This is a genomic window from Chthoniobacterales bacterium (genome assembly GCA_039930045.1).
GTDB lineage: Bacteria > Verrucomicrobiota > Verrucomicrobiia > Chthoniobacterales > DASVRZ01 > DASVRZ01.
This window is the reverse complement of record JBDSQB010000017.1, coordinates 23,447-44,288: the sequence shown is the minus strand read 5'-3', so window position 1 is coordinate 44,288 and position 20,842 is coordinate 23,447. Positions and strand designations below refer to the sequence as shown.

21 protein-coding genes and 1 tRNA gene are annotated in these 20,842 nt (G+C 58.6%); 12 read left to right on the top strand and 10 right to left on the bottom strand.

Annotated elements, in window-relative coordinates:
• Window positions 1-19 precede the first annotated feature (19 nt).
• The 5 genes from ABIT76_13410 (at window position 20) to ABIT76_13390 (ending at window position 4,755) form a co-directional block, all read left to right on the top strand.
• Entirely contained in the window at window positions 20-655 is a 636-nt protein-coding gene (locus ABIT76_13410; GenBank protein MEO7934145.1) for a YqaA family protein, read from the top strand.
• 440 nt (window positions 656-1,095) lie between these two features.
• On the top strand, window positions 1,096-1,818 hold the full coding sequence (locus ABIT76_13405; GenBank protein ID MEO7934144.1) for a hypothetical protein: 723 nt from the start codon (window positions 1,096-1,098) through the stop codon (window positions 1,816-1,818).
• Window positions 1,819-1,921: 103 nt separating this feature from the next.
• Complete coding sequence (locus ABIT76_13400; protein ID MEO7934143.1) at window positions 1,922-3,265, top strand: DNA methyltransferase; 1,344 nt, start codon at window positions 1,922-1,924, stop codon at window positions 3,263-3,265.
• A 1-nt stretch (window position 3,266) separates the two neighbouring features.
• Entirely contained in the window at window positions 3,267-4,076 is an 810-nt protein-coding gene (locus tag ABIT76_13395; protein ID MEO7934142.1) for an endonuclease, read from the top strand.
• Between the two features lie 25 nt (window positions 4,077-4,101).
• Complete coding sequence (locus tag ABIT76_13390; protein MEO7934141.1) at window positions 4,102-4,755, top strand: SLATT domain-containing protein; 654 nt, start codon at window positions 4,102-4,104, stop codon at window positions 4,753-4,755.
• A 63-nt stretch (window positions 4,756-4,818) separates the two neighbouring features.
• Here the strand turns inward: ABIT76_13390 and ABIT76_13385 are convergent, their stop codons facing one another.
• Both ABIT76_13385 and ABIT76_13380 read right to left on the bottom strand, forming a co-directional pair.
• Window positions 4,819-5,220 carry a VOC family protein gene (locus ABIT76_13385; protein ID MEO7934140.1) on the bottom strand — a complete coding sequence of 134 codons (402 nt, stop codon included), beginning with the start codon at window positions 5,218-5,220 and terminating at the stop codon, window positions 4,819-4,821.
• A 102-nt stretch (window positions 5,221-5,322) separates the two neighbouring features.
• Complete coding sequence (locus tag ABIT76_13380; protein MEO7934139.1) at window positions 5,323-5,592, bottom strand: DUF2277 domain-containing protein; 270 nt, start codon at window positions 5,590-5,592, stop codon at window positions 5,323-5,325.
• 130 nt (window positions 5,593-5,722) lie between these two features.
• Between ABIT76_13380 and ABIT76_13375 the strand changes: the two genes are divergently transcribed.
• Both ABIT76_13375 and ABIT76_13370 read left to right on the top strand, forming a co-directional pair.
• Window positions 5,723-5,804: transfer RNA gene (locus tag ABIT76_13375), tRNA-Leu, on the top strand.
• Window positions 5,805-5,937: 133 nt separating this feature from the next.
• Complete coding sequence (locus ABIT76_13370) at window positions 5,938-8,799, top strand: S8 family serine peptidase (protein MEO7934138.1); 2,862 nt, start codon at window positions 5,938-5,940, stop codon at window positions 8,797-8,799.
• A gap of 3 nt (window positions 8,800-8,802) precedes the next feature.
• Here ABIT76_13370 and ABIT76_13365 read toward each other — a convergent pair whose 3' ends face one another.
• From ABIT76_13365 to ABIT76_13335, 7 genes are all read right to left on the bottom strand, one after another.
• The gene (locus tag ABIT76_13365; protein ID MEO7934137.1) at window positions 8,803-10,590 is read right to left on the bottom strand and encodes a tetratricopeptide repeat protein; all 1,788 of its coding nucleotides are present in this window, start codon (window positions 10,588-10,590) and stop codon (window positions 8,803-8,805) included.
• Complete coding sequence (locus tag ABIT76_13360; protein ID MEO7934136.1) at window positions 10,587-11,711, bottom strand: DUF4105 domain-containing protein; 1,125 nt, start codon at window positions 11,709-11,711, stop codon at window positions 10,587-10,589. The genes ABIT76_13365 and ABIT76_13360 overlap by 4 nt, the downstream gene beginning before the upstream one ends.
• A complete protein-coding gene (locus tag ABIT76_13355; GenBank protein MEO7934135.1) occupies window positions 11,708-12,013 on the bottom strand; it encodes a hypothetical protein in 306 nt (101 codons plus the stop codon). The genes ABIT76_13360 and ABIT76_13355 overlap by 4 nt, the downstream gene beginning before the upstream one ends.
• A gap of 77 nt (window positions 12,014-12,090) precedes the next feature.
• On the bottom strand, window positions 12,091-12,330 hold the full coding sequence (locus ABIT76_13350) for a hypothetical protein (GenBank protein MEO7934134.1): 240 nt from the start codon (window positions 12,328-12,330) through the stop codon (window positions 12,091-12,093).
• Window positions 12,331-12,397: 67 nt separating this feature from the next.
• On the bottom strand, window positions 12,398-12,940 hold the full coding sequence (locus ABIT76_13345; protein ID MEO7934133.1) for a 3-isopropylmalate dehydratase: 543 nt from the start codon (window positions 12,938-12,940) through the stop codon (window positions 12,398-12,400).
• A gap of 4 nt (window positions 12,941-12,944) precedes the next feature.
• Window positions 12,945-13,472 carry a hypothetical protein gene (locus ABIT76_13340; GenBank protein ID MEO7934132.1) on the bottom strand — a complete coding sequence of 176 codons (528 nt, stop codon included), beginning with the start codon at window positions 13,470-13,472 and terminating at the stop codon, window positions 12,945-12,947.
• Window positions 13,473-13,481: 9 nt separating this feature from the next.
• The gene (locus tag ABIT76_13335) at window positions 13,482-14,852 is read right to left on the bottom strand and encodes an aconitase family protein (protein ID MEO7934131.1); all 1,371 of its coding nucleotides are present in this window, start codon (window positions 14,850-14,852) and stop codon (window positions 13,482-13,484) included.
• A 92-nt stretch (window positions 14,853-14,944) separates the two neighbouring features.
• On the opposite strand from ABIT76_13335, the gene ABIT76_13330 reads away from it, so the two are divergent.
• The 5 genes from ABIT76_13330 to ABIT76_13310 all read left to right on the top strand — a co-directional run bounded on the left by ABIT76_13330 (window position 14,945) and on the right by ABIT76_13310 (window position 19,474).
• Complete coding sequence (locus ABIT76_13330; protein MEO7934130.1) at window positions 14,945-16,108, top strand: N-acetylmuramoyl-L-alanine amidase; 1,164 nt, start codon at window positions 14,945-14,947, stop codon at window positions 16,106-16,108.
• Window positions 16,089-16,925 (top strand): glutamate racemase, encoded by an 837-nt coding sequence (gene murI, locus ABIT76_13325; GenBank protein ID MEO7934129.1) that lies wholly within the window; start codon window positions 16,089-16,091, stop codon window positions 16,923-16,925. Before ABIT76_13330 ends, murI begins: the two co-directional genes overlap by 20 nt.
• 941 nt (window positions 16,926-17,866) lie before the next feature.
• A complete protein-coding gene (locus ABIT76_13320) occupies window positions 17,867-18,514 on the top strand; it encodes a dihydrofolate reductase family protein (protein ID MEO7934128.1) in 648 nt (215 codons plus the stop codon).
• A gap of 75 nt (window positions 18,515-18,589) precedes the next feature.
• Window positions 18,590-18,994, top strand: a complete 405-nt coding sequence (locus tag ABIT76_13315; protein ID MEO7934127.1) for a hypothetical protein — start codon at window positions 18,590-18,592, stop codon at window positions 18,992-18,994.
• Window positions 18,995-19,012: 18 nt separating this feature from the next.
• A complete protein-coding gene (locus tag ABIT76_13310) occupies window positions 19,013-19,474 on the top strand; it encodes a hypothetical protein (GenBank protein MEO7934126.1) in 462 nt (153 codons plus the stop codon).
• 16 nt (window positions 19,475-19,490) lie between these two features.
• Here the strand turns inward: ABIT76_13310 and ABIT76_13305 are convergent, their stop codons facing one another.
• A complete protein-coding gene (locus ABIT76_13305) occupies window positions 19,491-20,732 on the bottom strand; it encodes an LL-diaminopimelate aminotransferase (GenBank protein MEO7934125.1) in 1,242 nt (413 codons plus the stop codon).
• Between the last annotated feature and the right edge of the window lie 110 nt (window positions 20,733-20,842).

The window sequence follows — 20,842 nt, the reverse complement described above, 5'->3', positions numbered from 1 at the left end:
GCTGCTCCACTGCACGCGCATGATCACCTCACCCGACGTCGTCGAACATCATCTTCCGAAGCGCAACCTCGTCCGCCGGTTCTACGACTGGACCATGCACTGGTCGGAAACGAAATACGCCCTGCCTGCGCTCTTCGCCATCTCCTTTGCCGAGTCGTCGTTCTTCCCCATCCCGCCCGACGTGCTGCTCATGGCCATGTGCTTTTCCACGCCCAAGAAATGGTGGCAATACGCCCTCTGGTGCACGCTGGCTTCCGTCCTCGGCGGCATCCTCGGCTGGGCCATCGGCTTCTATCTCTGGGACATGGTGAAAGGATTTTTCTTCGGCCACATCCCCGGTTTCCACGAGGCTGCCTTCAACAAAATGGGTGCCTGGCTCCAGCAAAACGGCTTCTGGCTCATCGTCGCCAAAGGCTTCACCCCGATCCCCTACAAACTCGTCACCATCGCCGCCGGCGCCTTCAAATACCCGCTCGAATCGCTCATCCTCGCCTCCATCTTCTGCCGGGCCGGACGCTTCTTTCTCGTTGCCGCGCTCATCCGCTACTTTGGGGTCAAGATTCGTCCCTTTCTGGAGAAATACCTCGACCTCGTTCTCTTCGGCATGTTGATCCTGCTCGTCCTCGGCTTCGTCGCGCTGAAATACCTGCATTAGAACGGAAGTCCGCTCAAAACGAACCGATCCGGCTCCGTCCCGTGATCGTTTCTCCGGCGCGACAACGAATGCTGGCTGCTTTTTAGCAGTGCAGCGCCGCTATTTAGCACCTCCACGCCACTATTTAGCGTCGCCCCGCTGCTTTTTAGCGCCTCCACGCGACTATTTAAGACCTCTCCGCCGCTTTTTAGTGAGTCCGCGCCACTAATTAGCGTCTTCCCGCGACTATTTAGCAGCGCCCCGCGACTTTTTAGAGGCTCCACCGGTCTGCATAAGACTCCCGACCGGCTTTTTAGCTGCCTTTCAGCCAAAAAACAGCCCGATGACGAGATAATTTTCTATTCAACGAAGCAAAAGATCGGCGTTCTCAGTCCCGTTAGAGGAGTTGGACCCATTTCTCCACCTCCCGCATTTCACTCGCAACCTCTCAATAAAACATCATGGCCAACGAAAATCCCACTCCTACTCCTGACGACAACAACAACAAACCCAAGCGCAAACGCTCCGTGCAAAACCAAGCCATCGGCGCCTACATCACCGACTCGCTGGCCACCCTCAACACCGCTCTCCAAAATCCTGAGATCGCCGCGAAACTCATCGACCCCGGCTACACCGCCGCCGCCATTCAAGAAGGCATCGTCCTGCAAGCGGCCGCCAGAGAAGCCTTCAACAAACAGCTCCCCGGCATCGGCGCCGACCGCAGCCACACCTCCCTGCGCAAGCAAGCCATCGCCGACGCCCGCGAAGACTACACCGACTTTCGCGGCATCGCCCGCGCCGCCTTCCCCGGGCAGGGCGACCGCGTGGCCCTCGGCGTCACCGGCGACATGCCCGACGACTTTGGCAAATTCGTCGCCGCCGCCGGAGCCTCCTACGCCGCCGGCAAAAAAGCGCCGCACACCGCCAAACTCACCCTTCGCGGCTACACCCCCGCCCGGCTCGACACCCTCATCGTGGCCCTCGGCAAACTCACCGAACCCGACCTCGGCGAAGAAGAACCCGACCCCGCTCCCGAACCCGACGAACCCGAGGACGACCTCAGCGACCTCCAAGCCGTCACCACCACCTACAACGCCTTGAAAGAGTGGATGAAAGAATTCAAAGGCATCGCCAGAGTCACCCTCCGCAAACGCCCTGACTTGCTGAGAGAGATGGGGTTATAACGCATTCTCCCGGCTCAGCGAGACGCCAAAGGCTGGAAGCTTATAGATTTAGAATCTAAGCGGATTCTAAATGTCTTTCTGCAGTTCGTGTTCATTGCTACAGATGATCGCGATGAAATCGACCGCTTACGTTGCCCCGCTCAGGATTCAGCCGGCGCTGCGGAGCGACTCCAATCGCCTTGAGGCAGGCGACCGTCCGGCGCACGATTGGTACAGGTTTGTGTTGTCCTATCCGCCGCATCTGGTGCGTCAGTACGTGGAGCGGTTCGGTCTGGGTAGTAAAGCAGTGGTGCTCGATCCTTTTTGCGGCACAGGAACAACGGTTGTTGAATGTCAAAAACTCGGACTGCGGGGCGTGGGAATTGAAGCGCATCCAATGGCTTTCTTCGCCAGCAACACAAAAATCGATTGGTCTCCTGATCCTGATCAAATGGAGTTAGCGGCTGCCAGAATCGCCGAGAGATCACTGGAAATACTCGAGCGAGAAGGAATCACGGACGATCCACAGCCTTGTTTGCTGCGGGAAAGTTCACCAGCAATCTTGCTCAGGCATTTATCGACTGATGCTGCGAAACTGTTACTGGCAAACTCCATTAGCCCTCTGCCGCTTCACAAGACTCTGGTGCTGCTCGACTGCATTGATAAGTCAGGCAAATTCGTAGCGCATTTTCGTCTGGCTCTGGCCCGCTCGTTAGTTACTACCATTAGCAATCTCCACTTTGGCCCAGAAGTAGGCATCGGACCGGCTAAAGATGATGCCCCCGTTGTATCCACCTGGCTTTCTCGAATTTGTCAGATGGCGCATGACATTCGCTTGCTTAAGTCGCTGCCCAAAGTGGCGGCACGCGTTCTTCATGCAGATGCACGCACCGCGCCCTCGTTGCTAAAATCATCTTCCATTGATGCGATCATTACTTCGCCTCCATATCCTAATGAAAAGGATTACACCCGAACCACACGACTCGAGAGTGTGATACTAGGATTCTTTCATAACCGCTCCACGTTGCGTGATCTTAAGCGCACCATGCTTCGCTCGAATACTCGGGGCGTCTATAAAGGAGACGATGATGATCGCTGGGTGGCTCAATATCCCGAGATAGAACGTATCGCTCAAGAGATAGAGCGGCGGCGGATTGAAATGGGAAAGACCAGTGGCTTTGAGCGACTCTATGCTCGTGTGACCAAACTTTACTTCGGAGGGATGGCCCGGCACTTTTCCGAGTTAAGGCCTCTTTTACGTCCCGGAGCTCAACTGGCGTATGTGGTCGGCGATCAAGCATCTTACTTGCGAGTGATGATTCGCACGGGCCAGTTGTTAGGCTCGATTGCAGAGCAACTTGGTTATGAGGTGATCAATCTGGATCTCTTCCGGACCCGTCTGGCCACTGCTACGAGGGAGCAACTTCGCGAGGAAGTCCTGGTGCTCCAATGGAATGGGAAAAAATAATATGGCTACTAAAAAGCAATACGCTCAAATCATCGTCCACATATTTAAGTCACACTACAGCGAAGGTCTGACCTCACTGGAGTTTGATCGTGAAGAGATTGTTCAGGCTGCATCCACCCTTGGGTTGGAGAGACCGAAGAACATTGGTGATGTAGTTTACTCCTTTCGGTTCCGCCAACCTTTCCCTGAGGAAATCAGGTCAACTGCACCTGCTAAAAAGGAATGGATACTTAGAAAGATTGGTAACAGTCGTTATCGATTTGTGCTGGCAGCACAGTGGACATTAAAGGCCAATCCCGCTCTAAGTGTGATTAAAGTTCCAGATTCTACTCCAGGAGTTATTTCCCGCTACGCACTAGGAGACGAACAAGCTTTGCTGGCGAAGCTAAGATATAATCGGCTCGTCGATATCTTCACGGGCATCACTTGTTATTCCTTGCAGAACCATCTTCGGACTGCTGTCGCTGATATAGGACAAGTGGAAATTGATGAACTCTATGTAGGGTTGGATCGCAGGGGATGCCATTACGTTTTACCAATACAAGCCAAAGGTGGCCGAGATCGTCTCAGTGCAGTGCAAATAGAACAGGATATCGCAGCATGTGCTGAAAAATTTCCATTGCTCATTTGCCGTCCTTTAGCAGCACAATTTATGTCGGACAAAGTAATCGCGCTCTTTGAATTTGAAGATACGGAAGCCGGGGTGAGCGTTCGCGAAGAAAGGCATTATCAGCTTGTCCCTCAAGAGCAATTGTCCACAGAGGAGCTTAGTCGTTATCGAGAGGCGGCAGAGGCGCGCAACTTGTCTTGATTCAATCTAACAAATTGCATCTCTGATGAGTAACATTCCACTTTACGCGCAAGGCACTTATGACCGTGAGCTTAATTATAAGCTTTGGTCCACTTACAAAAGCCGCTTCAACGCAGCTTCGCGACTCCGCAAGAAGCATGAGCTATCCACAAGGGCCGTATCACTCCTCTCGGCCTATGTGATGATCTTTTCTCTAATTACCACAATGCTGCCGCAGTTCTCATTAGGCAGCACTAGCCAGGTGATTCTTTTCATCAGTTCGGCTCTTTCGATCATCATTCTGGTAGTTAGTCAGCTTGAGGCATCGCAGAACTATAGCGTGCGTGCTTACACCTTTCATCAAAGCGGCCTCCAAATTGCAGAGTTATATAAAGAGCTTCGCGCATTGAAAACACGCTATGGTAATGAGAAGGGCTCCGATTTTCTGACGAGTGTAGAGAATCTCTCAAAGCGGTATGATGACATCCTGCAACGTTCCGATAATCACGACGATGTGGACTTCGCCTGCTTTCGGGCGTCCAAACCGAACTATGACGATCATGCTCTATCGAAGTGGGATGTCTTCTACACACATGCCAGCCTCTTCACCCGAGAATACCTCTTTTATTACATGTGTATGGCCATGCCTCCTCTACTATTCGCTCTCTTCGCATACTTTACTTTCCCTGTGAGTAAATAGGCTAAAAGAATCGATTCTGGATGCAGATTAAAACGTATTGCTGTCAGTCCCCGAAGTCCGCGTCTACAGCACGGCATTCTCAAACAGCTCCACGATTTCGCCGTCGGGGCCTTTGAAGAAGGCGATTTTCACCGGCACCGGGCCGATGTTCGAGGCGATGGTGATTTCCTTGGGCTCCATGGTGATTTCTGCCCCAGCCGACCGCACGGTTTCCAGCATCGCCGAGCAATCGTCCGTGCGGAGTGCAAAGTGGAGGATGGTGGCCTCCGAAGGGACGGTGGCCGCGCCGCGCTCGAAGACTTCGATGTAATTTCCATCGCCCGCGTCGATCATGGCGGCGCGCTCGTTCTCGGCCCCCCAGGTGATCTTGACTTGGAGGCCCAGCACTTCGGTGTAGAAGGCGATGCTCCGGTCGAAGTCTGCGGAGCGGATGGCGGTGTGATGGAAGCCGAGGATTTTTGCCATGCTCGGAAAGTTGCAGAGGCGCGTGGGCGTTTCAATAGGTTTCGCCAATTCGGTCGCTGCGCCACTTACTCGGGCGGCCCTTTGGTGGAGCGAGTTAGGTTTTTATGCGGCGAATCGTTTTGCAGAACGCGCTTTGGCTTTGGCGGCTTCTTCGGCGCGGTCTTTGGGCGGGGCGACGGGGTGCAGGCTACTGAGCAGGTGGCCGGAGAGGTGGGCGATTTCTTCGACGGCGGCGTGGAAGGCGGCTTCGTTGGCTTTCGAGGGATAATGGAAGCCGGTAATTTTGCGGACGAATTGCAGGGACGCGGCGCGGACTTCGTCGTCGGTGACGGGCGGTGCGAAGTTAAAGAGCGGTTTGATGTTGCGGCACATGCTGGGTTGCATAGCGGTGGAGGGTCGGCTCGTCAAAAACCTTCTCCGCAGGAAGATCCTGCACGGCGGGAGCCGGAGAAAGCAGTTGCCAACTTTCGGGGCTAACGGTATTGATCCCGCTGCGACTCAAGCCTGGGTGGCGAAATTGGCAGACGCGCCAGACTTAGGATCTGGTTCCGAAAGGAGTGAAGGTTCAAGTCCTTTCCCAGGCACTTCGCTTCCATTGGCCGGACCGTTTCCTCACGCCACATGCTCTCTCCCCGCCGTTCTTTTAGGCTGCTTGTTCTGCTGGCATGTGCTGCTTTTTTCGCCCATGCGGGAGCGGTCGATCTGCAATTTCGCTCCGTGCCCGCTGGAACGCAGTGGGCGGATTTGCCAAAGGTGCTTCCGGCGACGGCGATCAGCCCGGAGAAACTAACTGATGCCGGAGATTTCTATCTCACTCCGGGCCAGAGCCGGGTGAGTTTGCTGCGCTCGGCCACCAGCACGGCGGTCGAATTTGCGCCGGAGGTCACCACGACTGCTGGTCTCAAGAAACTCCGCGCGCGCCGTGGCGTGCCGTTGCACACGCAGATCGGCGAGGTGCGGCTGCGGGGCGGGCGGCGGCTGCAAATCCTCCGGGCGCGCAACGCAGCGGAGACAATGGACACCGCAAAAATGCTCGCGGAGCCAGCGGTGAGCCGCGCGTTTCCCGTGCTGGTGGATCGCAAAACGCATCGGCGCATGATTCTGACCGATGAATTGCTCGTGCGTTTTGCGCCTCATTTCACTGCAACTCAAATCACCGCTTGGGCGCGCCAGAATGGAATGGAACTCGTCCCCAGCCCGACGCCGAATCCGCTCCATGTGCATTGTCTGCGGATCAAAAGCGCCCGTCGCGCCGATCCACTCGCGCTCTGCCGTCGGGCCGCCGCCTCGGGCGACGTGGTCTGGGCGCAGCCCAATTTTGTCCGCGAGATCCGACGCGAACTGGAGCCGGCGAATCCATTTTTCCCCGACCAGCAGGCGCTCGCCAACACGGGCCAGAATCACGCCGTCGCCGGAGCCGACGTGCAGGCGACCCAGGCTTGGGACCGGACGACGGGAAAGGCCTCGACCGTGATCGCGATCATCGACGACGGCGTCGATCTGACGCATCCGGCGCTGCACATTTTCACCAATCCCGGCGAGTCCGGCGACGGCAAGGAAACCAACGGCATCGACGACGATGGCGACGGTCTCATCGACGATGTGCACGGCTGGGACTTCGCGAACAATGATAACAATCCGACTCCCATCGGCACGAACGGCCACGGGACGGGTTGCGCTGGAATCGCTGCGTCGAGCTTTGGCTCCGGCGCGCCGACGGCTGGCATCGCGCCGGGTTGCACCATTCTCCCGGTGAAGATCGCGGACGACAGCGGCGATTTTACCACCGACCAGATCATTGGCGACGCGCTGCTTTACGCCGCGCATTTTGCCGATGTCCTGAGCAATAGCTGGGGCGGTGGCAGTCCGAGTCCCTACATTGAGGCCGCGCTCGACTACGCGGCGACTCAGGGCCGCAGCGGCAAGGGCTGCCCGTCGTTTTTCGCCACCGGCAACGCGGCGAGCACGTGGTATGAGGGCGGCGGGCGCGCGCGGATTTTCCTGAATGGCTTCGGCGGCAACTACTCCATCGGGTTTGCCTATTTGCAGGGCGCTGCGAGTGGCGGCGAAAACGCGGTGCGCGTGGACAATGTCTGCCTGCTCGGCAGCGACGGCTACACGCACCTGACCGCGAAGCTGCCGGACGAGGATTTCGAGGGCGATGTCCCCGGCTGGTTCGTGTTGAGCAGCTTCGGAGTCACGTCTAACTGGAGCCTGTCTTTTGAAAATGCGCTCACCGGCACGGGCGGTTTCTGGTCGGCGGTGTCGCCGAAGCTGAAGGCGAAACAGTTGGCCGTGCTGGCGAGCCCGTATGTGGCGTTGACCGGACAGGAAACGCTGGCGTTTGCGACGTCGGTTTCGATTCCATCGGACCCGGATGCCGGCCTCTATTTCGTCCTGTTGAATGCCAGTTTCCAGATCATCGCCGGGGCCGGGCCGCTCAATGGCGTGCCGGATGTCACCACCGACACGACCTATCCGGCGAGCTACGCGAGTGCCATCGCGGTCGGTGCCTCGACCGATGCGGACTTGCGGAGCGACTACAGCGAATACGGTGGAAAAATTGATTTCGTCGCCCCGAGCAACGGCGGTTGGAATGACATTGCCACGCTCGATCCGGTCGGCGCGGTGGGCTGGACGGCGCAGGATTACAAAATGAACTTCGGGGGCACGTCCGCCGCAACGCCGCTCGCTGCCGGGATCGCCGCGCTGATGATTTCGGAAAATCCGAGTCTGACCGCACTCGAAGTCCGCACGCTGCTGCACCAGACTTGCGACCAAATCGGCGGGGTCGCCTACGACGCCAACGGGAGAAATCCCCTCTACGGCTACGGCCGCGTGAACGCCCGGCGCGCCGTCGGTAGCGCACTTCCGATCCTGTGCATCGCCAACGCCACCGTCGCGGAAACCGCCCCCGGCACGGACGCGGTGGCCACGTTTTCCCTGAGTCTTTCCGATCCGGCGATCCGCGAGGTGACAGTCGATTTCTCGACTTTGGACGCGACGGCTTTGGCTGGAATCAACTACGACGCCGCGAATGGCGCGGTCACGTTTCCCGCCGGAAGCACGACGCAAACGCTGAACGTGACGGTGCATGGCGGAATCCTGAGCCGTCCGTCGGCGAGCTTTCTCGTGCAGCTTGCGAATGTCGTTTCCGCTGAGTTGGTGTCGAATCCGGCGACCGGAAAAATCTTCGCATACGACTCCGACTCCGATGGAATGCCGAACTTTTGGGAGGCGGAGCAGCAGTTAAACTCGAGTGACGCCGCCGATGCTGCGCTCGATGACGACGGCGACGGTTTCACCAACGCCCAGGAATTTCTCGCCGGCACCGACCCGCATAACACTGAAAGTCGTCCCGGGATCAGCCAGTTTTTCGCGGATGCGAGTGGCTTTCACATTCAGTTTCCGACCGCTCTGGATCGTTTTTACAAAGTGGAGTTTACCGACGATCTCACCGGTTCGTGGCAGCCGTTGCAGTCGGAGATTCCCGGCACCGGCGCCACGCTGGACGTGATCGATCCCTCCACAATGGACACGCTAACGAAGCGTTTTTACCGGGTCGAGACGCGGCCCTGAGTGCTATTGAACTCCGCTCACCAAGGCGCGTTCCTCGGGGAGAAGCTGGTCCACTTTCACGTCTTGGAGCACGGATTTGGCTTGAGATTTCTGATCGTTGGCCCAGAGCGCGGCGGCTTGCACGGCGCGTTTGCGGCCTTCCAGCGGGCCGAGGTTGCCGGTCAGTTTATCCAAAACCTGGGCCGCTTCTGCTGCGTTTCCCGTGCGCAAGCGAGCGAGTGAGAGTGTGATCCGATGCGGCAGGCTGTTCGGCTCCTTGGCAAAGAGTTGCTCGGCAATTTTGGTCGATGCCTCGATGTTTTTCTGAAGCAGCAAATCGGTGTAGGCGAGGTCGTTGCGGACCGCCGCCTCGTCGGGCCAGCGGGCGGACATGCGTTTCAAAGTCGTATTCAACCCAGTCGTGTCGCCCTCGGCTTGGGCGAAGGCGAGCAGGCGCTGATAGGCGGGCAGGAAGTCGTCGCGCGCCTCGGTGGCGGCTTGAAAACCCGCCTTGGCGATGGCGATATTTCCGGCGCGCGCGGCGTAATCGGCGACGAGGGCGAGCTGCTGCGCGTTGCCATTGGCGGCGTCAAGGGCGGTGCGCCAGTGCGAATCGGCACCGGACGTTTCGCCGAGTTCCTTCGAGCAGCGGGCCAGATACATTTCCGCCGTGACCTTGTCGAGGGCGAAGCTCGCGCCGTTGATTGCGCCGGCGACTTCCTTCCAGCGGCCCATCGCGGCGAGGGCGTCGAGGCTTTGCAAAAAGAGCGAGCGCCGGTGCGCGGCCACGTCGGCGGGCAAATGCACGAGCACCTTGCGGAATTCGCCCTTGCCGTAAAGCCAGGCGGTCAGCGCCTCGAGGTCGTCGTCGTTGCCAGTGAATTTTTCCTCAGCGGACGTGATCATCTCGGCCTTGCGCAACGGCTCGACGAGCAGTCGCAGGTCCATCGCGAAAAGCAAATGCTTGGCCTGCGCCTTTGGGTTGGCCTCAATCGCATCGGCTACTTCCTGCGGCGACAGCGCCGTTTCTCCCTCGGACAGCGGAGTTTGTTTCGAATGCACCGAGGCTGCACGACGCGCCAAAGTGACGAGCGCCTCGAGTCCAGTTTCAGTCTTATCGCGGCTGAGGGTTTCGATCAGTTTCCAAGCCTCCGTGCGCTGGCCCGGATTGGACGAGGAAGTCATCAAGGTCGCCGCCTTCAGACGTTGATCCGCCGTGGCCGATGTGCTGGCCATGAGTTTTTGCGCAAGGTCCACGGCGGCAGTTTCATCGCGCCGTTGGAGGGCGAGATTGAGCGCCAGCATCCAGTCATCCGGCTGGCCGGGCTGACCTGCGGGCCACGAAAGTTTCGCGTGATTGCCCGCCTGCAAAAGGTCGCCGGTGGCGAGCAGCGAGGTGGCGTATTGCCGCTGATCGGCGGGAGACAGCGGCCCCTTTTCCTCGAGTTTTACCCAGAAGGCGATGGCGTCCTTGTGAGCGCCTGCCGTGGTGAGGAAATGGGCCGCAGTGAGCATGGCGGCCGGGTTTTGCGGGCTGAGTGCAAGTGCGTCCTGCACTTTGCCCTGGGCGGATTTGTAATCCTTGGCGGCGAGAAATTTCTCCGCCTCCCGCGCCGCGCGCTCCGCCTGCCAACCCTTGATCCCGCGGGAAATAGAGCGGGCGTTGAAGGCGACGATGACGCCGGCCACGATGATCACGCACATGCAGATGATCCAGATGCGCTTGCGACGTTTCTCGGCGATTTCCTCCGGCGTGCGCTCGTCCTCGTTCTCAACGCGCGGGACGATTTTCTGGAATGAGGGGGTGGTCATCGCTGGTTAGTACGCGATGGAGCGTCCATCTTCAAGGCGCGAAACGCGAGCAGTAGTTTCACGCCGACGAAGGTGAGTTGCAGCGGAATCCAGAGGGCGGCGGCGAGGACAAAGACGGCATACGCGATCCAGTATTTTCGCCGAATGCGCTGCGGGAAAAACCAGATGATGAGATGCGTCGGCCAGGCCCAGAGCAGGTTCCAGTTGTCGTGCAAAACCCAATGGCGCGTGCCGAACCAGACGAAGGCGATCGCGCAACCGATCAGTGCAGTGAGGATGAATAAAATCACGTCGAGCCAGAGCGGCCAGCGGCTGTTGCGGATGAGCGCGACCATGGCCAGCACGGCGGCGAGATAGGTTCCTAACACGAGCCAATTGGTCACCGGTGCGGGAAGCTTCGGGCCATCTAACAAGATCTGCGTGCTGCGTACTAACCTGCGACCATCGTTAATAGTCGCGCGGTCGAAGGCCAGCTTCATGTCCTCGGGCAGAAACATCGCCTCCTGACTGGTTGCGGGATGATCCATGTTAGCACCGAAGAGGAGATTGATGCCGGTCTGGATCGCGGGACGATCCGCCACATAGGGCTGGACCATTTCGCGAAGGGTGGGGGAGTTGCTGGCGAGCGGCTGCCACTGGACTTTGGCCACTTTGGCGACGGCGTCGCGGATGCGAGTCGTGCAGTTATCGCGGACGAAATCGTAACGATAGGCGGCGTTCCCCGGCTGAAGGTTGGATTCCATCGCGAGGAATAATTGATCCAGCTCCGCCGGAGTTAGATTCAACTGCTGCTCGACTACCAACTGATGGTGATCGCGATATTCCTCGATGATTTCCGGTGCGATGGCGGCAGTTAGATAGTAATCCAAGTCGCCGTGGATGAACTTCAGGTAGAAGTTGGGAGTCGCGAAATCAAACGTCCCGAAATTGTAAATGCGATCAAACCCAATCACCGGATCGGTGATCCGCAGCGCGCTGTGACCGAAGGCCGCATAGAGTTCGTCGCCGGGTCCAACCGTCCAGAGGGCTGCGGTGGCTTCGTCGGAAAGGACGTGCGCCGCGCTGGCGTTGGTTAGTAAAACGATGGCCGCCAACAGCCCGGCCAGCCAGCGGGAAATCACGTGCGGCGCTGGCGGCGCTCGACCTTCTTCGGCTGCGGATCGAGCGCCTCCTTGAGGTCGCGCGCATAGGAGGTGTTCACGCGAAACTGGACTTTGGCAATGTCGCTGCTGCTGTGAAATGTCTCGTTGTCCGCGACGACATAGCCAAGCGCGATGAGGTCCTTGAGCGACTCGATAATCTCCGCGTCACCCATCCCCGCGCAACGCTCGATCAGAATCTGGCCGCTGATGGCCGAGCCGGAGAGTCCGATGTTTTTGATCATCGTGATGTCGCCGCCACTCAGATTGATGTCGTGTCCCATGCAGAGGACTTAACGAGCGAGAGGCGCAGATGTCCAGCCGAGTTTCGCTGGATGGAAAAGAATCTGCGATTCCTAACCTACTCCGGCTGAGCGAGTTCCTCAGCTTTGCGGGAGAGTCGATTGGAGAGAATAAAGAAGCTCGGAACCCAGAGGCCGACAAAGATCCCGAAGCGCTCGCCGTGGGCGCGGTTTTCTTCTTTGGCGGTAAACCAGGTCACAATGGACAGGATGATCGATGCGAAACCGAGAAAAAGCGACAGATCGGAGGCCGACTTGAGATTTTCTGGGGTGACTTTGAGTTCAGTGAGAGTTTTCATACGAGATCAATTCGCTCCGCTTCGCTGAACGGATGAATCTATCTCTGAAAATCTACCAACCTCGAAATCAGGCCGGAATCATCCCGCTGGCGCGGGCGTAGTTGAAGAGGCCGCCTGCGTCGATCACGGGGCGAACTTCACCGAGGGGTTTGAGCTGCACCACGAGGTCGCCGACGGTGAGCGTGTCCTTGTCGAAGTCGAGCGTGCCGATTTGGCCCGTCTTCAAAAGATCGCAGAGACGGTCCGGGCAATCGTAGGGATAGAGCTCGCCGGTCGCGACGCAATTGCGAAAAAAGATGCGCGCAAACGAGGTCGCCACGACAGCTTCGACGCCCGCCGCGCCCATCGCAATCGGAGCGTGCTCGCGGGAACTGCCACAGCCGAAATTTTTCCCAGCGACGACGATTTTGTAGGGAGTCTGTGTCTGGCCTTCCTGCACGAAACGCTCGGGATAAAGCGCGTCGGGAAGTCCGATCAAAGCATAGGAGCCGAGCTTCTCGTATTCATCGGGAATGGTAGGAACCAATGTTAGATACTGCGCGGGAATGATCTGGTCGGTGTCGATGTTATCCTGAACGACGTAGATGGGGCTGGTGATGGTATGAGCCATAATGTTAGTAGCGGAAGTCGGGTTTGGCGATGACGGGAGTCGGCTCGGGTTCGAGGCGCGGCTCGGGCAGCTCAGGCGCGGCCTCGGCGTTGCCGGTGCTGACGGCGGCGGAATGCTCGGCTTTCTCGGCGGAGTAATGTTCGACGATGGCGCTGTTGTTCTCGATGTTAGTATTGATCGTCGGCTTCGGCGGATTGATCAATTCGGCGGGAGCCGGGCCGAGATCCTCAGTGGCGACGTAGCCGTTGATGCCGTTTTCGAGTTGCACACGGCTGAAACCGAAGCTGCGCTTAAGCAAGGTGACCAGTGTGTTCTTTGGCAGGCTCTGGTCGGGACCGTTGGGCTGCTGCGGACCGGTGCGATAGAGCGGGGTGAAGTCCGCTTTTACGATGCAGTAGTTTTTGTTAGCATCCGACGCAGCGCTGGCAGTCGCGGGAGTTGCATCCGACTTGGCGGGATCGGAAAACCACGCGCAACCGCCGAGTGTTAGCACGCCGCAAAGGGCGGTCAGTTGAATGGACAAACGACGCATACGACTTGGTTAGGACAAATACTCCCGAGGATCGGTGATGTGACCCGTGAGTGCGGACGCGGCGACGGTATAGGGGCTGGCGAGGAAAACCTTGCTCTCCTTGCTGCCCATGCGACCGGGGAAATTGCGGTTCGTCGCGCTGATGCAATTCATCGGCTTGTTCATGCGGCCAAACGTATCCACCGGACCGCCCAGACAGGCGGCGCAGGAGGCGTTTTCGGTCATGAGCACGCCGGAATTCGTCAAAATATCCCAGACCGTCACGCCGTTCCAGCGAGTCGTCTGCAACTCCTGCACGACGCCCGGAGTCGCGGGGACGCCGAAGGTGTCGATCTTCACGGATTTGCCGTTGACGATGTGGGCGAAGGCGAGGAAATCGCTCGTCTTGCCGCCGGTGCAGGAGCCGATGTAAGCGCGGTCCAAGTGGATGTTGCCGAGGTTCTTCGCGAGCTCGCGTTGACCCGGATCGGGATGCATCGCGACGGTCGGCTCCAGCTTGGAAAGATCGAACGCCTTGTCATAGACGAACTTCTGTTCCTTATCGAGAAACACCGGGTCGTAATCGGCCTTCGTTCCATTGGCAGCGGTCCGCTCATTCACGTAGGCGAACGTCGTTTCGTCTGGCGCAAAAATCCCATTCTTGCCACCCGCTTCGATCGCCATGTTGGCGATCGTCATGCGGTCGTCCATATTCATCGCGTTCGCGCCGGGACCTTCCCATTGCATCGCACGATAAGTCGCGCCGTCGAAGCCGATCTCGCCGATCACGTGCAGAATCACGTCCTTCGCCATCACACCGGGAGACAACGTGCCTTCGAGATAGAAGCGCATCGTTTCCGGGACCTTGATGAGCAACTTGCCCGTGCCCAAAATGAAGCCCGCGTCGGTGTTGCCGATGCCGGTGGCAAATTCCCCAAACGCCCCCGCCATGCAGGTATGCGAGTCGGTGCCGAAGAGAATCTCGCCGGGCCGGGTGTGACCTTTCGCTGGCAACGCCGTGTGGCAGACGCCGGCAAACTGCGAGCCGTATTGTTTCTTGAGTTGACCCTGACTCGCATCAAACTTCCAATGACCGTCCGGGTCGTCGATCACGTCGTAGAAATAGGGCAGGCCCTGTTCGCGGACGAAGTCGCGCAGGATGTCCACATTGCGGTTCGACATGCTGTCCTGCGTGAAAATGTAGTGGTCGGGAATGATGACGATCTTGTTCTTGTCCCAGACCTTGGCGGTCTTGCCGAATTCGCGCTTAAACACCCCGATCGTGCCGGGTCCGCAGACGTCGTGGGTGAGCAGGACATCGACATTCACCCAGACATTGTCGCCGGGTTCGACGTAGGATTTGCCACTCGCTTTGGCAATGATTTTTTCGGTCAGCGTCATATAAAAGGACGGGCAACGTGCAACGAGTCAGAGTCGAATGCAAATGGATTCCCCCTTGTCAAAACGGGCCGCTCCGCTGACTTTAAAAGCCGATGAGCGCCGGGAAATGTCCGATCCATTGGCTGCGGAACCTCGCCGCCATCTTCGGCCTCTTCGCCGTGAGTCGCATGGAACTCCCGGCCTGGACACTCCAGACGATCCAAGACCGCGAATACGTCCCCATGTCGGAGGTGCAGACGTTCTACGATTTCACCTTCGGCACCACCACCGCCGAGTGGATCAAGTTCGTTAAACCCAACAAAATCCTCCTCGCCCAGATCGGCACCCGCGAGCTTTACCTCAATAACCTCCGCTTCCACCTCAGCCTGCCCGTGTTGAAAGAGGGCGGAGTCACATGGCTATCGCGGCTCGACCTCTCCACCACCATCGACCCCGTCCTGCGACCGAGCTGCATCTGCGGCGGGGCGGTTCGCACCATCGTCCTCGACGCGGGCCACGGCGGCAACGACCAGGGCACGTGGTCCTATTATGGATCGGAAAAAACCTACGCGCTCGACGTCGCCCAGCGCGCCGCTCCCCTCCTGCGCGCCCGCGGCTTAAACGTCGTCCTCACCCGCCGCGACGACAGTTACATTCCCCTCGACGACCGCGTCGCTGCGGCCAACCGGAACGCCGACGCGCTCTTTATCAGCATCCATTTCAATGCCGGTGCGCTCACCCGTGGCATCGAAACTTACGCGCTCACCCCGGCGGGTGTGCCCTCCACCGACAACCCGCCGACGCTCCTCGACTGGGTTTCCTGGCCCGGCAACGCCCACGATTCGGAGAACGCCGCGCTCGCCACTGCCATCCACGGTTGCATCTTGCCGCGCGTCCATTCGCCGGATCGGGGCATCCGCCGGGCGCGATTTCACGTCTTAAAAGGCATCCACATGCCCGGCGTCCTGATCGAGGGCGGCTACCTCGCCGGGCAGGACGCATTCGCCATTTCGCATGCCGATTATCGGCAGGCGCTCGCGGAATCCATCGCCGCCGGCATCGTCCGCTACATCGCCGCCGTGCCGGAGAATGCAATGGAACTCCCCTTACCGCCGCCGCCAGCCGCGACGCCCGCTCCGACTCTCGCCGCGCAGCCGCCGCCCGCCGCCACGCCGCCTGCCATTTCGCCCGTTTCTCCGCCGCCCGCCCGCTTGCCAACTCCCGACAAACCCACCACTCTCGTCCAGTCCGAACCTCATGCCGCCGCCCAGCCCTGATCTCCCCCCGCACCACCACTCATCCGTCATAGGCGTCTTCGACTCAGGCATCGGCGGGCTCACCGTCGTCGCCGCCCTCCGCCAGCATCTGCCCAGCGAACACATCTTCTACGTGGGCGACACCGCGCGAGTCCCTTACGGCGGCAAAAGCCAGGAAACCGTCACCCGCTACTCCCAGGAGATCTGCCAGTTTCTCCTCGCGCAACGCTGCAAAGCCATCGTCGTCGCCTGCAACACCGCGTCCGCCCTCGCCGTCGGCACCCTGCGGGAAACGCTCGACGTCCCCATCGTCGGCATGATCCAGCCCGGAGCCGAGGCCGCCGTCCGCGCCACCCGCAACGGACGCATCGGCATCATTGGCACCCGCGCCACCGTCCTCAGCCGCGCGTATGATTTCGCCATTCGCGCCCTCTCGCCAGAGGCGAAAACCATCAGCCACGCCTGCCCGGTGCTCGTCCCCATGATCGAGGAAGGCTGGCTCGACGACCCGCTGACCGACGCCGCGATCGAGCGTTACATTCGGCCCTTACTCGACTCGCAAATCGACACGCTCGTCCTCGGTTGCACGCATTATCCGCTGCTCGGCGCGGCCATTTCCCGCATCGCCGGCCCCGGCGTGCACATCGTCGATTCGGCGGAAAACTGCGCGTCGAGTTTGAGTCGATTGTTGCAGGAAAAACACCTCGCCGCCCCGGCGAACCAGGCGGGAACCTTGCAAGTGAGCCTCACCGACAACTCCATCGCCTTCCTCCCGGTATTGGAGCGTTCCCTGCACCTGCAAGTCGGCCACCCCAGCATCATCCGCATCGGACTTTGAGCGGAATCGGTTAGGAAGTCTTTGAACCCTCGTTCCCAATCTCCCGTTTGGGAACGCACTTGCTCGGGGAATTATTGCGAAGAAATGGTGGACAACGATTTGCCTCGGTGGGGCAGATTGGCGAGGCTATCTGCGATTCGTCCGACTCGGGTCCTGTTTCCCCGCAGATACCGTCTCCCAGCCGAAACAGAGTTTCGAGGACAAGGCATTCCCAAACGGAGTTTGGGAACGAGGAGGAAAAACAGGCCGCCACACTCCATGCGGATACCTGCGGCCTTGCGCCGATCTGTCTGACTTTGTATTTTCCAGTCAAGCGGTTGCAGTAACGATGCCACGCCGCCAAATATCCGTGAAATGGGCACTGGATTGCCCAAGATTTATCTCCTGACGACCATTTCGCGCAATATTCAGTCTCAACGGGGCCCGTTTCGCCCAAACATCGCGATGTTTGCCCGATTCTGTTCTCACGGCTGCAAACACAGATGAGAATCGCGCAGAATCTTCGCAACGATGAGGATTCCCGGCCCATTGAGAGTTCCGTCGCCATTTTTTCCGCCCAAATATATCTGTCGAGGTCGAAACGGGCTCCGTTTCGCTCATTTACAGTCCAGTTTTCAGTACGTTGTAAAACCACAGAGACAATTCGCGATTTGAACTTTTGCCACCAACCCGTTTCGCTGCATCACGGCATTTCACGTCCATCGCGAGACTCCTCCGCCTTCATTGCAGTCTCCTTGCGTTTTGCCAGAAGCCATTACCCCTATTCTGGCACACCCGAACGAGCCTCCGTGCCAAACAAGTGCGTTCCCAAGTGCAACTTGGGAACGAGGGGAATATCCATTCTCCAGACATTAGGAATAGACGAAACAAGGATTCGCCTATTCCTTGTTTAAGGCGACTCAGCACGCTTGTCAGAACACTGCGACCCAAAAAACAATCCAATGACTAAACTCCGTGTAGCCAGCTTCACCATTTCGATTGATGGCTTTGGCGCAGGCCCGGATCAAAGCCTGGAGAATCCGCTGGGAGTCGGCGGACCTAGCCTGCATGAATGGCTTTTACCGACCCGCACATTCCAGACGAAGCTCTTCGGCAAGGACGACGGGGAGAAGGGGATCGACGACGATTTTGCCGCGCGCGGTTTCCACAATGTGGGTGCCTGGATTTTGGGCCGAAATATGTTTGGCCCCGTGCGCGGCCCCTGGCCCGATGAGAGCTGGCGAGGATGGTGGGGTGAGAACCCGGTTTACCATACACAAGTCTTCGTGCTCACTCATTACCCCCGTCCGCCACTCGTGATGGAGGGAGGCACGACGTTTCATTTCGTGACGGACGGCATTCGCGCCGCATGGGAACGCGCTCGCGAGGCGGCGGACGGTAAGGATGTGCGCATCGGCGGAGGCGCGGCGACGATCCGGCAATACCTGCAGGAACGTCTCATTGATGAACTCCATATCGCCATCGCACCGGTCGTATTGGGCGCGGGTGAGCGGTTGTTCGAGGGGATCAATCTTGCGGAGTTGGGCTACACTTGCACCCAGCATGTGGCGTCGGAGCGAGCGAGTCACATCGTGCTGACGCGGAGTTGAAGGTCGTTTGAGTTTAACGTAGCTCTCGTTCCCAAGTTCGATGCCAGCCTACGATCCATTTATTCCGTAATTAAAATGAACGAGCAGATCCCTCCTCCTTTGCCCATCAGTGCCTCGCCTTGGCGCACCTATCTATACGCTTTCGCCCTGCTGTTTCCGTCGCTGGCGATCTGGAGATTCACCCTTGTCTTTCTGTTCCCGAAGATGGAGCAAGTCTGGAAACTGGCTGGGCTAACTCACTCCAAAGCTCAATGGCTCATGGATACTTCGTATGCTCTCTCCTATCATGGGCGGATACTTTTATACTTGGCTGTCGCTTTGCTTATCGTCATGGAGCGCTATTACAAAGCCTGGCCAAGATATCGTAGCCCAGTGGTGATGAGCCTTACGCTTCTCTTTTATATTTTCGTCCTTGTCACTGTGACAATGGTATCCACCACGGTCCTGCTTGCTGCACCACTTCTCACTCGGGCACACTAACCACGACCGCAGCTCCACATGAGAGACTTTGCAGAAGAACTTTGCTTCGACATGGCCTTCGCAGGTTTTTACCAGGTGCTCTTTGCGCTGGGGTTGATGATTCCGTTCTTACTCTTTGAGAGAAACGTCTTCGGAAAACCGCTCAAGCTCGTCCTCAGATGCTTTGCTTTATTTAACCTCTTTCTCTTTTCCTGGAGCGTTGTCGGTAATGGTGCGTGGCTGCTCCTAACAAAGGATCGCTTCAGCGTGCAGGACGACGCGCCGATCTGGACTTCGTTTCTGCCGATTGGGCGCTACCTGCTCGATCATGCCGCGGGTGATAGCGACGGCTGGTATCTCTTGGGTGATACGACTCTGACTCAGCTTAGAATCATCTGGACCGTCACCGCAGGGGCCGTCTGGTTAATGACCGCGCTCAGCCTGCATCTGTATCTTCGGAGGCAATCTGCCAAAGCAGCACGGCAAACAGTCTCGCTCTGATGCTGGATCGCCGCCTTTACCCCACCGCGTTCGCCTTTATTCGGCGGGCGACTTCGAGGACATTGGCGCGGCTGTTGAAGGCGCTGATGCGGAAGTAACCCTCGCCATTGCTCCCGAAGCCGGCTCCGGGGGTGATGACGACGTTCAGGTTTTGCAGGAAGTGATCGAAGATTTCCCACGAGCTTTCGCCATTGGGGGTGCGCACCCAGATGTAGGGGGCATTGACGCCGCCGAAGACGGTCATGCCAGCGTCGCGGGCGGTGGTGGTTAGGATCTCGGCGTTGCCCATGTAATGCTCAATGAGCGCGGCGACTTGCGCCTTACCTGCGGTCGAATAGAGGGCCTCGGCTCCGCGTTGCACGGGGTAGCTGACGCCGTTGAATTTCGTGCTGGAACGGCGCGACCAAAGCGGGTGGAGCGGAAGTTTTTCGCCGGTGGCGGTGCTGGCGAGGAGCGTTTTGGGCACGACGGTAAACGCGCAGCGCGTGCCGGTGAAGCCGCCGTTTTTGGAGAAACTGCGGAACTCGATGGCACATTTGCGCGCGCCGGGAATCTCGTAGATGGAATGCGGAATCGCGGGGTCGGAAATGTAGGCCTCGTAGGCGGCGTCGAAGAGGAGGAGCGTGTCGTGTTTCAGCGCGTAGGCGACCCAGGATTCGAGTTGGGCTCGACTGGCGACTGCGCCCGTGGGGTTGTTGGGGAAGCAGAGGTAAACGACATCCACGGCCTCGGCGGGCGGCTCGGGGACGAAGCCATTTTCGGCAGTGCATTTCAGGTAAACGAGGCCGGCGTAAGCGCCCGATTCGTCTGCAACTCCGGTGTGGCCGGCCATGACGTTGGTGTCCACATAGACGGGGTAAACGGGGTCGGTGATGGCGATGCGATTTTGGCCGCCGAGGATGTCGAGGATGTTGCCGCAGTCGCATTTCGAGCCGTCGCTGATAAAGATTTCGTCGTCGGCGACTTCGATTCCTTTGGCGCGGAAGTCGTTTTCGGCGATGGCGTGGCGGAGAAATTCGTAGCCCTGCTCAGGGCCGTAGCCACGGAAGGTTTCGCGCGCGCCGAGTTCGTCGATGGCGAGGTGCATGGCCTCGCGGACGGCGAGCGGGAGCGGCTCGGTGACGTCGCCGATACCGCAACGGATGAGACGTTTGGCGGCGTCCGGGTTTTTCTCGCAGAAAGCCGTGACGCGCCGGGAGATTTCGGGAAAAAGGTAGCCGGCGCGGAGTTTGAGGTAGTTGTCGTTGAGGAATGCCATGGAGCCGCAGAATCAATAGAGGGATGGCCCAAGCGTCAAACCGGAACTTCGTCATGGCGATGGAAGTCGGATCACTTTCCCACTTTCGCCGAGGCTCGGATGTGGTCTAT

Bases quoted from the DNA above. Each gene is read 5' to 3' on its own strand.
- ABIT76_13410 (MEO7934145.1), top strand. From the start codon at position 20: ATGATCACCTCACCCGACGTCGTCGAACATCATCTTCCGAAGCGCAAC.
- ABIT76_13405 (MEO7934144.1), top strand. From the start codon at position 1,096: ATGGCCAACGAAAATCCCACTCCTACTCCTGACGACAACAACAACAAA.
- ABIT76_13400 (MEO7934143.1), top strand. From the start codon at position 1,922: ATGATCGCGATGAAATCGACCGCTTACGTTGCCCCGCTCAGGATTCAG.
- ABIT76_13395 (MEO7934142.1), top strand. From the start codon at position 3,267: ATGGCTACTAAAAAGCAATACGCTCAAATCATCGTCCACATATTTAAG.
- ABIT76_13390 (MEO7934141.1), top strand. From the start codon at position 4,102: ATGAGTAACATTCCACTTTACGCGCAAGGCACTTATGACCGTGAGCTT.
- ABIT76_13385 (MEO7934140.1), bottom strand. From the start codon at position 5,220: ATGGCAAAAATCCTCGGCTTCCATCACACCGCCATCCGCTCCGCAGAC.
- ABIT76_13380 (MEO7934139.1), bottom strand. From the start codon at position 5,592: ATGTGCCGCAACATCAAACCGCTCTTTAACTTCGCACCGCCCGTCACC.
- ABIT76_13365 (MEO7934137.1), bottom strand. From the start codon at position 10,590: ATGACCACCCCCTCATTCCAGAAAATCGTCCCGCGCGTTGAGAACGAG.
- ABIT76_13355 (MEO7934135.1), bottom strand. From the start codon at position 12,013: ATGGGACACGACATCAATCTGAGTGGCGGCGACATCACGATGATCAAA.
- ABIT76_13350 (MEO7934134.1), bottom strand. From the start codon at position 12,330: ATGAAAACTCTCACTGAACTCAAAGTCACCCCAGAAAATCTCAAGTCG.
- ABIT76_13345 (MEO7934133.1), bottom strand. From the start codon at position 12,940: ATGGCTCATACCATCACCAGCCCCATCTACGTCGTTCAGGATAACATC.
- ABIT76_13340 (MEO7934132.1), bottom strand. From the start codon at position 13,472: ATGCGTCGTTTGTCCATTCAACTGACCGCCCTTTGCGGCGTGCTAACA.
- ABIT76_13335 (MEO7934131.1), bottom strand. From the start codon at position 14,852: ATGACGCTGACCGAAAAAATCATTGCCAAAGCGAGTGGCAAATCCTAC.
- ABIT76_13330 (MEO7934130.1), top strand. From the start codon at position 14,945: ATGAGCGCCGGGAAATGTCCGATCCATTGGCTGCGGAACCTCGCCGCC.
- murI (MEO7934129.1), top strand. From the start codon at position 16,089: ATGCCGCCGCCCAGCCCTGATCTCCCCCCGCACCACCACTCATCCGTC.
- ABIT76_13320 (MEO7934128.1), top strand. From the start codon at position 17,867: ATGACTAAACTCCGTGTAGCCAGCTTCACCATTTCGATTGATGGCTTT.
- ABIT76_13315 (MEO7934127.1), top strand. From the start codon at position 18,590: ATGAACGAGCAGATCCCTCCTCCTTTGCCCATCAGTGCCTCGCCTTGG.
- ABIT76_13310 (MEO7934126.1), top strand. From the start codon at position 19,013: ATGAGAGACTTTGCAGAAGAACTTTGCTTCGACATGGCCTTCGCAGGT.
- ABIT76_13305 (MEO7934125.1), bottom strand. From the start codon at position 20,732: ATGGCATTCCTCAACGACAACTACCTCAAACTCCGCGCCGGCTACCTT.